Here is a 13,275-nt window from a genome sequence, read left to right as displayed (position 1 = left end):
GAAGCCTTGAGGTTGAGTTAACCGTTGCTGCAATTGACTCATCATTAATATGAATTATAAAAGTAAATAAAAATACTTAAAATTTGACAGATAGAGTGCTAAGCCCTTAACCAAAGTAACCAGTCATTCATCGCATCGTGAATAGAATGGTTAAGTTTCAGCTAGGATAGCAGCAACAGGTGAATTTATTATGGTACTTTAATTATGTTTAATCAGCGAAAAAGCCGAAGCGTTGCCGCGATTTTAGCTTTTTCTGGTACGCTGACCATTTCAGGATTACATAAATTTTATCTAGGACAGCCTCTGTGGGGACTGCTTTATGTGTTGCTTTCTTGGACACCTATTCCCAAAGTCGCTAGTGCTATTGAAGGAGTTTGGTATTTAGCTCTAGACGAAGAAGCTTTTGACCGTAATTTTAATTACGGTAAACCGTCTATCATAAATTCACAATACCCTAGCAATCAAGTCCGAACAATCGCTGAAGCGGTGCGGGAGTTAGAAAGTTTACGTCAAGATGGATTGATTTCTGAGTATGAATTTGAGCAAAAGCGCCGCCAGTTGCTAGACCATATTTCTTAAAGTAAGCAACCCTATGAAAAATTGGCTACCTTTAAACCTCAAATTGCAAAAACTACGTTCTAAGCTACTGAATGATCCATACTATCGATTACAGTCAGGTGAAGAAATTGCGATCGCCGCACAACTAGGTATCTGTATTGATGTTAATCAAGCAACTGTTGATGATTGGTTACGTCTACCAGGGTTATCAATTCACCAAGCGCGATCGCTTGTCGAACTTTCTCGTACAGGTGTTAAATTTTACTGTATTGAAGATATTGCTGCAGCTCTAAGCTTACCAGTACAGAGGCTAGAGCCACTCAAGCCAATTCTGAATTTCAGTTATTACGATGATGAATCTCTTATTCTTCCTAGCCATAGGGTAAACCCTAACACAGCAACAGTAGAGACTTTGGCAAAACTGCCGTTTTTTGATTTGTCCCTCGCACAGACAGTAGTCGAAAATCGCAGTTGTGCTGGACCTTACCTAAATTTAGCTGATTTTCAGCGGAGGTTAAACTTACCTGGTGATACTATTTCCCAGCTGATGTACTATTTACGGTTTTAACTTGTTCTTGTGCTTAAGTTTCACACCCTTGGCTGAATTCAAAATTCAAAATGCAAAATTCAAAAAAGATTTATTATTTTGAATTTTGTTAGCGCAGCGGGACGCAGCTGCGCCTGCGCCCTTCGGGTTCACAGTCGCCTGTTGTCGGGAAACCCTACCAAGAGCGCTGCTTCACCGCGCAGCCTCCGGTCCATTTTGAACTTTGAATTTGACAGTTAAATCACCCCAATTCTATTAAAAGGCCAGAAACGAAACACTGCCCGACCAATAACATTTTCTTTGGGTAAAAACCCCCAGTAGCGTGAGTCGTTACTATCATTGCGGTTATCTCCCATAACAAAAAATTGATTAGGAGGAACTTGTCGCTCTTCCATTGGTAAGATAGGCGGTTCAGCTATATAGTCTTCTTGTATTGGTTTGCCATCAATGTAAACTTTTCCACTTGCAATACTCACTTTCTTGCCGGGTGTGCCAATAATTCGCTTAATGAAAGCTTGGTCTTTAGCGTATCCTCGACTTTGTAGTTCCTCCGGTGGCTGAAAAACGACGATATCGCCAAACTCTGGGGTATGAAATAAATAGGAAAGTTTTTCCACAACCAGGCGATCGCCTTTATGCAAAGTTGGTAACATTGAATCTGAGGGAATGTAACGAGGTTCAGCTACAAAAGTTCTAATCAAGAGTGCCAAACATAAGGCGATCGCAATTAAGATGAGATTTTCCCGTAGACTTCGCCATGCTCGCGACGATGTAGAAGATTCTTGAGCATCACTTTTCTGATGAGTCATAGAAAGCTGATTAATAAGTTAGACGAATTCTAGATTATTTTGACGCGAAAAGGACATTATGACTCAGGAAGAAACCTCCAGATTGTAATACTCACAGAGGGTTTTGAGTTTTTCTTTGACGAGCGATCGCACGTTTTCCGGCGAGATAATCAAAACATCCGGTGCATCTCGCAAGACTTCACGGATAAACCAGTAAGTACTGGAAACACGTCTGACGACTCGACGAACTGGTGAAGAAGCTTCCAACAATTTACTGTCTACATCCTCATTTTTAGTTTTGTAAGCAAAAGCCAAGCGTCCATGTATATGCATTTCTACTTGCAGTTCATCTAAATTGGAACGCCATTTACCAGAAATTGGTATCACACCTGCTTCTGGAATTCTATCTAGACGTAAACTCCAATTGTGATGTAATTCTTCCACATCTAAGTTTCCTTGTGTTTCTTCACACCAGCAATCAAGATATTGACGTTCTTCATAAGGAACTATTTTGGCGTGGCGAACGGTAAAGTTCCACAAGCGCCCTGTTGCATCTTGGTACGAAAGCTGAAATGGTTGCTCGCGCCGGATGTATTGGTTAAGTTCTATTCGCCAGGGTGGGGGAGGATTCCCCAAAAACCGTTCGATTTGTGCTCTTAGAGGCAATGATAGCTCGCTGCGTTCCAAGAGTAAATTGGCAATAAGCAAAGCTTCTTCTAGCTTACCTGCATCTGTTAAAGCATCAATAGCTTGCTTTAGCGCCGTTATCCGCTCTTGTAACCAGTTGTTATTGGGAGTAATCAGCAATCGCTGTTGAGCAATGGCTTCCACTAACTTGGAAATGTTTGGGCGATCGCCCCACATCATCCCAAATTCACGAGCAAGATTTTCTAGTTCGGCTTTGTCGCGTTCTGATACTGACAGGGTTATTGACTGACCTTTGCGAGTCATACTTATACGGACACTTTATCCTTATTTCTTCTTGTCAATCTCTATTTTGCGTGCCAATATAGATTTCAACAACCAGTTACGGACACTATTTAAATTTATGTCCGAATATAACATTATTCTTAAACCTGTTTATTCATGCCCTGCATCTGCATCAGATGTTCCCAAGGGGGTGAAACTGCCGAAGGGCTGGATGCTTTCCTGGCATCAAGCGGAAACTTTAAAGGCGATACGCGATCCAAATATAGATGTTATTTCCAACACTGCTATGACTGGCGATGGTAAAACTCTTGCTGGTTATCTGGACATTTTACAAGTATATTCTCCTATTTTAGGATTATATCCAACTAACGAACTTGCAAGAGACCAAGAAATGCAAGTTCGGGGATATATTGATTTATTTCAGCCTGAACACGAACCGCGTGTTCATCGCTTGAGTGGGCAAGAGTTGGAAATTTACGCGGAACAAGAAAACTTGAAAAAAGGCGCAGCCTTAGAAACACGAGTCGGGCAAACCGAAATTTTACTAGCAAATCCAGATATTTTTCATTACCTACATCGAGGCGCTTACTTACTTTTCAACGATAGTCCAGATAAACTGTGGGGAAGGATTGATAAGCGTTTCAATGTGATTGTGTTCGACGAGTTTCATGTTTTCCAAGCACCACAGATTGCTAGCGTCATCAATACCATGCTGTTAATTCGCCGCACCAATCGGCGCAAAAAGTTTTTGTTTCTCTCTGCAACACCAAATCCGCAGTTAGTTGAGAGGCTTAAATTAGCAGGGTTTCGCTGTCATGAAATTGATCCCTTAAAAGAGAACAAATATAAATTTCCTGATACTGCTATTGAGTGTCAGCAGCTAAAAGCCCAAGGTTGGCGGCAAGTCTCACGAGAAATATCTTTACATTTTGTCCGTTTAGAACCTACCTCAAAAGCGTCTGAAACTTGGCTGAAAGATAATAGTGAGTTGATTTTGACTCACTTGCAACGTGGTGGTAAAGGTGCAATTATTCTGAACTCAATTGCTGCAGTGAAGCGGTTAAGGGACTTTTTTGATAATTTTCTTAAGCCTCATGGGTTTAAAGTTAGCGAAAATACAGGTTTGTCAGGGAAGAAAACAAAGGAGGAATCACTTGAGGCTGACTTAATTTTGGGAACCAGCACTATTGATGTCGGTGTAGATTTCAAAATCAACTTCCTATTTTTTGAGTCAGCAGATGCTGGTAACTTTATTCAGCGTTTGGGTAGATTGGGACGACATGATGGGTATGAACGCGACGGACAGCATATCATTTTTAGCGATTGTACTGCCTATGCACTCGCACCCAACTTCTTAATTGACAAACTTTTTAAGGGTGATTCCCCAGCTTTGAAGTCAGGGGAGGTTTACGAACGTCCTTTTTTTCACGAACAAATTCGGGTGAATTACCGCAAAATCAATAATTTTGAAGGTTACTACTTCAAGTGGGGTGTTGTACAGTCAATGCGACTTGTTCGACAGTTGGGACATCCTAATGTTAAGCAGCAGTACGAAAGTAGCCAGGAAGTATTTAAAAACGATTGTGAACTGGTTTTCAGTACCGAGAAGAAAAAAGTAAACCTCAAATCTGTGTTTGGTTGTAGCAAAAAGTGGGAAAAGGAGTGGCAAGAACTATCAGGAACAGACAAGGGAAACCCAATTTTAGAGGAGGCGGCGAGTTTTCGGGGTACGAGTCCTTTGCTATGCGGGATTTATGACACGACTGAACCAAATGAGGTAGATAGGTTTAAAACTTATGACTTACCGGGGATTCTCAGCAACTTAGAAATTGAACCGATGAGGGAGACAGAATTTGAAAGGCTGCGTTGTGCGATCGCACAACGTACTAACATCCCCATTCCCAAAGGCAGATTTGAATACTGTCTGGGATTTATGAAGTTGCTTGGATATCGAGAGGAAAGACTAGATTGGAAGTTTACTTATCCTGGGGACTTGGAAGCGATCGCCAATGCTTGGAAAGTTCAAGTTTTGTTAGGTATCCAAGTTTGGCAACCAGGGAACTACTGGATTAGTGAGATTAATAAGCAACTCAAGAAACAGGCTTTGGTTTCTTATGTGGTGCCTTTACGTGTCGATGAGGTACGGCGGCGGTTACAACTGCCGATGCACTTTGAGATTTACCCAATTAGTGATCAATTCAGTGTTCATGATGCTGCACCACCGTATTGTATCGCGTTTGGTCAGTCGGCGCTGTTGGTGGATACGTTGGCAAACTGGCTTAAGAGTGAGGGGATATATGTTGTTTAGGGTTTCAAAAGTTCTCTGAAGAGGACTAAACACAGGCTTTACAAAAATTCCAGTTTATTTCAATCGACTTTAGCTATAGCAGTCCTAAATCATTCGTGTGAAAGTCCTTGCGCTTGCGCTTAACTCTCTGTTTTCCTCCTCTGCGTCCTTTGCGCCTCTGCGGTTCATTTAATCAAAACTTTTTTCACAAATTATCTAAAGTTGCTATATTAGCACCGAAACTTATTTATAGGCAACAGATAAGCTTTTTGTCTCAAATTGAAGTAAGAACATGGCAAAAAAACGCAAAAATTTAGAAGAACAAATACAACAACTCTCTCTCGATGAAGCCAACCATGAAATTGACTCCGAAGAGTTGGAGGACTCAAACGATGATTGGACATCTGGAGATGATTCAGACTATGAAATAACGTCTAATCGCACAGTCGAAACCAAACCATCTGAACTCCTCACCCTGAAGTTATTGCAAAGGGCGATCGTAACAGAAAACCCTGATGATTTCATCATGCAGGACTTTAGCCAGTATGTATTACCAAACCTATTGCGGGTGGCTATTGGAGTTACGGCGAAGGGTGGCAAATTTTTTGATTATCTCGACCAAAAGAAAGGTAAAGAAAATGTCAGGCGAGATAATGCAGGTGACCAATCTTTGAATACACATCTACTTAACGGATTACTTCCCGCTAATCTGATTGAACGTCGTCTAAAAAAACTAAACACAACTGTCAAAAGAGTCATTCATGAAAAAGAAAGACGGTTACTGATTGCTGGATTTATCCTACATGATTTTGAAAAGTTCGATTATCGGCTGTTTTTAAAAATGCCGGAAGTGTACAAAGCGATCGCTTTAGACAGAGAACAAAAAATTCGTGACTTACCACTAGCAGCACACCGTGAGATTATAGATGTGATTGTTCGGGAACTGAACCTTGATAAATTTATCAGTCCCGACGAACCAGAAACATGGCAAGAATATCGAGATGACTTACTATTCATCGCGTATAACGCCCAGCGCAGAAGTGATACAAATTTAAATCTTTCTGAGCATGGGTTACAGCCAATACTTAATGATTATGTGCTTGTCTGTCTTGCTGACTTAACTTGTATAGCTGATTTACTCGCTTCGGTTATTAAACATCCTCAAGATGCTGAACACCGTACTTTAAATAGTATTCTTCACAATCTCAGTGATGGACAATTGAAATTAACTTATCACCGAGTTGCTGAAAATAGAGGTGTTTTAACTAATGTGGTGAATAATGCTTTGATGGAGGCTCACACAAGTTTAAATACACAAGATTGTGAATATTACAAGCCATTGTTATATTTACCAACAGGTATTGTTTACTTAACACTCTGCAATTCACCAGCGATATCGACTGAAGACTTACCAGATAGAGTAGTTCACAAAATTAAAACATTTTGTGGTGGGCAACTCATTCAGCGTCAAACTGGTTTTGGTAGAGATGGTAAAGGCATGAAATATGCCGAGTATTATGATAAATTCTTTGATGACATAGGATTGATGCGCGTTGCGTTAAAAGCAACTTTACGCATTCTCAAATCTGGTAAAACTTCAGTTGCGAAAAGTCGTAGCGATAATTTAGCCAAGTTTCAACAGCAAGGCGTTCTCTCGGCTAATTACAATTTCACTTTTTCTGATGATATCCGTATCGACAAAATTGCTGAGTTTGGTGACGTCATCACTCGTAAAATTTGGGGAGAGAAGGTTAATAAAATTGAAGAAGCCCGAAAAGAGAGCAAGAAAAATAAGAAGGAGTTACCACCTTTACCTGATTTAGATTTAGTACGAGAGGTGACTCAATTCTGGAATTTAGAAGAGTCTTTGCCTCCCATTCGAGAAATACAAAGGATTAATGATACGCTTAAGGAACTAAAACTCAAAGGTAACACTGGTGGTGTACCTTATGAATGGTATTACTTGGCTGCAAAGTACTTAGAACATCATCCAGAAATTGAAAACGTAGAGGAAGTTTGTGAGAGTGTTATTAATCATCTGGCAAAGTTAATCTCGCCGATTGTATCGCAGTACAAGTTACCAGATGGGTGGGACGATTTACGCTTGTGGGTGCAGCGTGTTGTCATTCTTCCTGGAAAGGATAAGCAAGATATTGATTCTACAAAAATATTTCTGGATGAGTTGGAACGCTATCAACTGGCGAAGAAATCTGGGCGTGGACGACAGTTGATTTGTTCTGTTTCTCATTCTGCTTACACCGTCACAGAACAGATGGAATCTGCGGTGCTGTTCACTCCTCAAGTTTACACAAATAAGCAAATGCTGGGTGGTTCTAATGCAAAACGCAACATTTCCAGCATTGCAGGTATAGAAATGATGCTGCGTCAAATCCTGATGAACCAAACTCAGGCGGTGGGTAAGAGGTTTGAAGATGGTAAGTATCGTTATCTCTATTTTTATCCAACTTATTACTGCACGCCAGAGACGAATAAGTTTCTTCAGTGGGCTTATACTAACATTGCTCAAACTCGATTTAATGCTAGCATCCGCAATCACTTTATCAATGATGAATTGCAAGCGGATTTTGGACGACAACGTTATCAAAGTGTTGACACATTCCTGATTGATGAGGACTTACAACGCAAAAAAGATTTACCAGAAAATCATCGAGAACGTAAGCAAGACCGAACATTTAAGCTTTCTTATCCCGAAGACCAACCTTTAACATTTTACTTTATGGCGCTACCACCAGGACTCGATCCGACTGATACTGAATCCTGGGTTATGCCAAGTTGGTTGGCGTTTGCTTTTCCGATGATATTAGATGTTAAGACTGTGGTTTCTGAGTCACCAATTCCACCATTTAATGATGGGGCTGAATTTGAAGAAACTGTGTTTTTGGATAGTGCGCCGCAAGCTTTTCGGGTGTTGGTGGGACGCGATAGGTTTCGTCTTGACTATATTCTTGAAGGCTGGGAGGAAAATAACAAAAAATATCCTGCACCTCTGAACGTATTAACTGCTGCTTATGCAATACATCTTGATGTTAATGCCAAACAAAGTAAAGGAAAATATGAATCTAAGTGGGGTAAGTTTTCTGAATTAGCAAGAGATTTAGAAACAAGTCCGCTCAATGTCTTTAGCTACCTCAAAAGTTGGACGCGACGCCAAGGTGTGGAAACACCTAGCATAAATAAAATTAAGCTCTATGCTTATTACTTTTATCCTTGTTTTGACCCCTATGCAGAATATGATTTTCAATCGGAGACATGGAAAGTGACACAAAAATCACAATTGAACCATCCCAAAGAATTAACAGAAAGATTCCGAAAATTCTACAGACACGCCAAGAAAACTGGTAAGCAACCAATTCCAGCCAATGCGATTCTTAAACCCATTGATGTCGCTGCTGATATCATTCTCAAAGCTGATACCAGTTTTTCTGATGATGCACTAATTGATTTGGTAACAGCGGAAGTCTTCCAGTTAATGAAACGAGTTCATGCTTCTAGGGCGGAAGGACGCTGGATGATTAGTAATAAAGAGGAGGAATTACAAGCTATTCGAGATTTTGCTGAGTATTTTGTGGTTAAGGTTTTTAATGAATCTTTTGCAGGCGATCGCGCTCGTTTACAAGGACGCCAAATGAACTACATCCGTAATACTTGCGAATACCTTTACCGTCTAGCCAATTATCAAGAACGTCCTCTAAAGGAAGAAGATAAGACTGATGATTTAGATGTGGATGAGTAACTTCTTCTGATATGAATTTCTGGCTCATATCTCTATCCAGTCTTTCTTGACACCTCACAGAACCTAACTCTCACAAGATTAAAACAATTGGAGAACTCTCATGAATTTCCTAAAGACTGTTGATGCTAAACATTTTCATGCTGAAATTCCTTACAAACCAATGGGAAAGTACGTTCATTTTTTGACAATACGTGTGACTGAATCCTATCCACTCTTTCAAACTGATGGCGAACTCAATAAATCACGAGTCCGAGCAGGAATTGAAGATAAAATAACGATTAGCCGCTTGACAATGTTTAAGCGTAAACAATCAACACCAGAACGTTTAGTTGGTCGAGAATTACTCCGGAATTATGGTCTAATGACTGCGGGAGAGTGCGAGTATAACGTTAAGTTTGCAATGGATAATCCTGATTGTATTATCTATGGTTTTGCTATTGGTGATTCTGGATCTGAAAAATCAAAAGTGGTGGTAGATACGGCTTTTTCCATCACTGACTTTGCAGAATCACACGAGACATTTACCCTAAATGCTCCCTTTGAAAATGGTACAATGGCATCCAAAGGTGAAAATGGTTCAAAACCTGGTGAAGTTACTAGTCGCATCAATCAGCAAGACCACATTAAACCTCAAATATTCTTTCCTAGCATTGTGACATTAAAAGACCCCACAGAAGCAAGCTTCTTGTATGTCTTTAATAACATCTTGCGTACTCGTCATTATGGTGCGCAGACGACACGTACAGGAAGAGTGCGGAATGAATTGATAGGTGTAGTATTTGCTGATGGAGAAATTCTCAGTAATTTACGCTGGACGCAAGCAATTTATGACTATATGAATAAGAAGACATCTCTAAATTCTCCAGAGCCATTAAATGAAGATGATGTGATTGAAGCTGCAACCAATACAATTGTTAACTTAATGCAAGGAGAATTTCTTGTGCATGAAGACTTTATAGGTGAACAATTTAAACCTTTGCTTGATGAAGTAAAAGCTATTACTGCCAAAGAAGAACAATTGAAAAAAATGCTTAAAAAAGCAGATGATGAAGCCAAGGCTTATGCTCAAAAACACATAAAAGGCAAAGACAAAGTTTCAGCGAAATAACAACCATGACTTTTATTTACTGTTGTCAGCTAGAGCTCCACGACAGCTTATATTACGCAACTCGTGAGATAGGAAGACTCTACGAGACAGAGCTAGTCATTCACAATTACGCACTTTGCTATACATTGGGATTAGTAGATAGTGAAATCTACTCTACAACCGTTGCAGAAGAACATTCCTATCGCTACTTCTGTCCTGAACAAGTTCCCAAATATGAGGAGCATTTAACACCACTCAATCACCAGAGCATTTACGTCACTCCAGCGCATTCAATTAACCATACTACCATTCTCAATACCTGGAAGTATGCTAATAACAACTACCACGTTGAAATGGAGAAAACTCAAAAGAATATTCCTAGTTTTGGTAGGGCAAAAGAGATTGCACCAGAAAGTCAGTTTGAGTTTTTTGTAATTTCTCAAAAGCAACTCAGACTGTCAAAATGGATTCGCTTGGGTAAGTGGATGAGTAAAGCAGAAGTACAGACTCAAGAAGTCACCAAATTTGAATTAAAAACTGGTAACTTCACTTTCCCTTACCCATTGAATCCTCTAGATGTGATGTTTACTCATCAAGTCGTTAGCTACGACGTAGTTAATATGCCTCCTGTGAGTTTGATTCAAAATATCAGCATTCGCCAAGGGCAATATTACGAGTTTGAAAATCCAAATAAATCTGAAAAACTACGACTTCCAGCCAGAATGCAGTATCGGTTTAAGGGTTAAATCGTGCAGGGTGGGTAATACTCACCCTAAAATCCAATCATACTAAAATCCAAAATTGAATATGCCCCACAGTCTCGTCCTCAACCTCATCCCCCAATCCCCCATCTACCCGGAATTCCTCACAGGTAGACACTACCACGCCTTATTCCTCACCCTCATCAGTTCAGTCGATAAAGATTTAGGAGACTATTTACACACATCCAACGCAGATAAACCCTTCACCCTTTCCCCCTTACAAATACAACGAAATCATAAAAGCCACCAACACAAACACCACACCTTGCAATTTTCCCATCAACGCCCAATTCCTCCAGGTACACCCTGCTGGTGGCGTATCTCACTCCTAGACGACAACCTATTTAGCAAGCTGACTCCACTGTGGCTCAATCTTAACCCCGAACATCCCTGGCATTTGGGTTCTGCTGATTTGTATATTACTAGCATCCTTGGTACACCACAATCAATGCAACCTTGGGCAAATGCTTGTACCTATACACAATTGTATGAGCAAGCTAGTGAGAGCGATCGCACTCTCAACTTCACCCTCGCCACACCCGTAGCTTTCCGCCAAGGAGGATACGATACCATTCTCCCAACTCGAGAATGTGTCTTCAACAGTCTTCTCAGTCGCTGGAACAAATATAGTGGAATTGAATTTACTAACATTCCCATCGAGTCAATTTATCCAAGCTTTTGTAACATCCATACGGAAGTTATTCGTAACTATGACAACAAATTTGTTGGTTGCGTCGGTGAAATGAGTTATCGGATTTTAGGAGATATTGAACCAATCGCCATCAAACAAATCAACGCCCTTGCTGACTTCGCTTTATATGCAGGAGTTGGACGTAAAACAACAATGGGTATGGGTATGATACGTCGCTTATCATCAAATATTGAAAACTATGAATGAGACAGAATATATTCCTATTGCTTCCTTAAACCAATATGCCTATTGCCCACATCGCTGCTGGCGGATGTTTTGTACAGGAGAATTCATTGATAATCAATATACCATTGAAGGGACAAGTTTACATGAACGCGTCCACACAATGGGAGAAGGACATCGTGAACAAACCTGGCAAGTTCGAGCGATTTGGCTAAAATCAGACAAATACAAACTTATCGGTAAATCTGATTTAATTGAATCAGAAAACGGTGAGTTGTATCCAGTCGAATACAAGCGAGGACGTAAAGGTGAATGGGATAACGATGAGTTGCAAGTCTGTGCTCAAGCTTTATGTCTGGAAGAAATGACAGGACAAATAGTGACGACTGGCTATGTTTTCTACGCGCACTCACACCAACGTCAATTAGTAGAAATTACAGAAGAATTGCGTCAAAGCACAGTTGCCACAATTGAAGCTGTTCAAATGCTTTTATTGACAGGTATTATGCCAAAACCTGTCAAGACAAAACGTTGCACAGGATGTAGTTTGTACACACGATGCGTACCAGAAGTTGTGGACAAAGTAGGACGGTATCAAGAAGTTTACTAATACCAATCTCGTTTCCAGGTTCCACCTGGAAATGCAGTTCTAGCGGCTCCGCCGCAAGTAAGGGAGGCAGAGCCTCCTAATAGGCATTCCCAGTCAGAGACTGGGAACGAGGAACTAAGTTTTTAAAACTTTCTAACACTAATTATGGGCACACTTTACATTACACAAGACGATGCATTTATCGGCAAAATCGATGAACGACTACACGTCAAATTCGATAAAAAGACAATTTTAGATGTACCACTTATCAAAATTGATGGTGTCGTAATATTAGGACGCGCTACAGTTTCACCCGCTGCTGTTAATGAATTATTGGAGCGTCACATTCCGCTAACATTTCTGACAGAAACTGGTCGTTATTTAGGACGTTTAGAACCAGAAGTTACCAAAAATATTTTTGTGCGTAAAGCACAATGGCAAGCAGCAGGCAATACAGCCCAAGCAATTCATGTCGTCCAAGGATTTGTACGTGGTAAACTGAAAAATTACCGTAGTATCCTTGTTCGTCGTCAACGTGAATGCCCAGGCTTAGATTTATCAAACAGCATCGCACGGTTAGAGCAAGTCATTGCACCCATCGACACAACTCACAACATTGATTCTTTACGCGGATTAGAAGGTGCAGGTAGCGCCGCTTACTTTGGCTGCTTTAATCAAATGATTCGCAATACAGGATTCACCTTTACCAAACGCGTTCGTCGCCCACCCACCGATCCAGTGAATTCCTTACTCAGCTTTGGTTATTCCTTACTGTGTCATGACGTGCAAAGTGCAGTGAATATTGCTGGATTTGATTCTTATTTGGGATATTTACATTGCGATCGCTACGGTAGACCATCACTTGCATTAGACTTAATGGAAGAATTCCGTCCTCTGGTAGTAGATGCAGTCGTGTTGTCTGCGTTGAACAAACAATTCTTGAAGGTTGAGGATTTTGTCACAGAACCCTTAAGTCATGCTGTTTCCCTCACCAACGAAGCGAGAAAAACATTTCTGCGCTTGTACGGACAAAAGAAATTATCCGAGTTTAAGCTGAACTTCCCCCGGTGCAAATGTACTAAATAGTCTGAAAAAGCTTG

General features: G+C 40.5%; 11 protein-coding genes. 9 read left to right on the top strand and 2 right to left on the bottom strand.

Annotated features, from left to right (window positions below; all coding sequences use genetic code 11):
• The first annotated feature begins 204 nt into the window (after nucleotides 1-204).
• Together DP117_RS23070 and DP117_RS23065 are read left to right on the top strand one after the other, a co-directional pair.
• Nucleotides 205-579 (top strand): NINE protein, encoded by a 375-nt coding sequence (locus DP117_RS23070; protein WP_169220578.1) that lies wholly within the window; start codon nucleotides 205-207, stop codon nucleotides 577-579.
• A 13-nt stretch (nucleotides 580-592) separates the two neighbouring features.
• Nucleotides 593-1,126 (top strand): ComEA family DNA-binding protein, encoded by a 534-nt coding sequence (locus DP117_RS23065; protein ID WP_169220577.1) that lies wholly within the window; start codon nucleotides 593-595, stop codon nucleotides 1,124-1,126.
• A gap of 215 nt (nucleotides 1,127-1,341) precedes the next feature.
• On the opposite strand, the gene lepB is transcribed toward DP117_RS23065, so the two are convergent.
• Both lepB and DP117_RS23055 read right to left on the bottom strand, forming a co-directional pair.
• The gene (lepB, locus tag DP117_RS23060; protein WP_169220576.1) at nucleotides 1,342-1,914 is read right to left on the bottom strand and encodes a signal peptidase I; all 573 of its coding nucleotides are present in this window, start codon (nucleotides 1,912-1,914) and stop codon (nucleotides 1,342-1,344) included.
• 63 nt (nucleotides 1,915-1,977) lie between these two features.
• Nucleotides 1,978-2,844: a WYL domain-containing protein gene (locus tag DP117_RS23055; protein WP_169220575.1), complete on the bottom strand. Its 867-nt coding sequence runs from the start codon at nucleotides 2,842-2,844 to the stop codon at nucleotides 1,978-1,980.
• 97 nt (nucleotides 2,845-2,941) lie between these two features.
• On the opposite strand from DP117_RS23055, the gene cas3 reads away from it, so the two are divergent.
• From cas3 to cas1, 7 genes are all read left to right on the top strand, one after another.
• On the top strand, nucleotides 2,942-5,131 hold the full coding sequence (gene cas3, locus DP117_RS23050; protein ID WP_169220574.1) for a type I-D CRISPR-associated helicase Cas3': 2,190 nt from the start codon (nucleotides 2,942-2,944) through the stop codon (nucleotides 5,129-5,131).
• Nucleotides 5,132-5,402: 271 nt separating this feature from the next.
• The gene (gene cas10d, locus DP117_RS23045) at nucleotides 5,403-8,864 is read left to right on the top strand and encodes a type I-D CRISPR-associated protein Cas10d/Csc3 (RefSeq protein ID WP_169220573.1); all 3,462 of its coding nucleotides are present in this window, start codon (nucleotides 5,403-5,405) and stop codon (nucleotides 8,862-8,864) included.
• Between the two features lie 100 nt (nucleotides 8,865-8,964).
• On the top strand, nucleotides 8,965-9,972 hold the full coding sequence (gene cas7d / locus DP117_RS23040) for a type I-D CRISPR-associated protein Cas7/Csc2 (protein WP_169220572.1): 1,008 nt from the start codon (nucleotides 8,965-8,967) through the stop codon (nucleotides 9,970-9,972).
• A 5-nt stretch (nucleotides 9,973-9,977) separates the two neighbouring features.
• Nucleotides 9,978-10,697 (top strand): type I-D CRISPR-associated protein Cas5/Csc1, encoded by a 720-nt coding sequence (gene cas5d, locus DP117_RS23035; protein ID WP_169220571.1) that lies wholly within the window; start codon nucleotides 9,978-9,980, stop codon nucleotides 10,695-10,697.
• A gap of 61 nt (nucleotides 10,698-10,758) precedes the next feature.
• Nucleotides 10,759-11,610 (top strand): CRISPR-associated endoribonuclease Cas6, encoded by an 852-nt coding sequence (cas6, locus tag DP117_RS23030; RefSeq protein WP_169220570.1) that lies wholly within the window; start codon nucleotides 10,759-10,761, stop codon nucleotides 11,608-11,610.
• A complete protein-coding gene (gene cas4 / locus DP117_RS23025; RefSeq protein ID WP_169220569.1) occupies nucleotides 11,603-12,196 on the top strand; it encodes a CRISPR-associated protein Cas4 in 594 nt (197 codons plus the stop codon). Before cas6 ends, cas4 begins: the two co-directional genes overlap by 8 nt.
• A gap of 144 nt (nucleotides 12,197-12,340) precedes the next feature.
• Complete coding sequence (gene cas1 / locus DP117_RS23020) at nucleotides 12,341-13,261, top strand: CRISPR-associated endonuclease Cas1 (protein WP_169220568.1); 921 nt, start codon at nucleotides 12,341-12,343, stop codon at nucleotides 13,259-13,261.
• The last annotated feature ends 14 nt before the right edge of the window (nucleotides 13,262-13,275 follow it).

Origin of the sequence: Brasilonema sp. UFV-L1, from assembly GCF_012912105.1 — a bacterium.
GTDB lineage: Bacteria > Cyanobacteriota > Cyanobacteriia > Cyanobacteriales > Nostocaceae > Brasilonema.
This window is presented reverse-complemented; position numbering and strand designations above follow the sequence as displayed.

Bases quoted from the DNA above. Each gene is read 5' to 3' on its own strand.
- cas5d (WP_169220571.1), top strand. From the start codon at position 9,978: ATGACTTTTATTTACTGTTGTCAGCTAGAGCTCCACGACAGCTTATAT.
- cas10d (WP_169220573.1), top strand. From the start codon at position 5,403: ATGGCAAAAAAACGCAAAAATTTAGAAGAACAAATACAACAACTCTCT.
- cas3 (WP_169220574.1), top strand. From the start codon at position 2,942: ATGTCCGAATATAACATTATTCTTAAACCTGTTTATTCATGCCCTGCA.
- lepB (WP_169220576.1), bottom strand. From the start codon at position 1,914: ATGACTCATCAGAAAAGTGATGCTCAAGAATCTTCTACATCGTCGCGA.
- DP117_RS23055 (WP_169220575.1), bottom strand. From the start codon at position 2,844: ATGACTCGCAAAGGTCAGTCAATAACCCTGTCAGTATCAGAACGCGAC.
- cas6 (WP_169220570.1), top strand. From the start codon at position 10,759: ATGCCCCACAGTCTCGTCCTCAACCTCATCCCCCAATCCCCCATCTAC.
- DP117_RS23070 (WP_169220578.1), top strand. From the start codon at position 205: ATGTTTAATCAGCGAAAAAGCCGAAGCGTTGCCGCGATTTTAGCTTTT.
- cas1 (WP_169220568.1), top strand. From the start codon at position 12,341: ATGGGCACACTTTACATTACACAAGACGATGCATTTATCGGCAAAATC.
- cas7d (WP_169220572.1), top strand. From the start codon at position 8,965: ATGAATTTCCTAAAGACTGTTGATGCTAAACATTTTCATGCTGAAATT.
- DP117_RS23065 (WP_169220577.1), top strand. From the start codon at position 593: ATGAAAAATTGGCTACCTTTAAACCTCAAATTGCAAAAACTACGTTCT.
- cas4 (WP_169220569.1), top strand. From the start codon at position 11,603: ATGAATGAGACAGAATATATTCCTATTGCTTCCTTAAACCAATATGCC.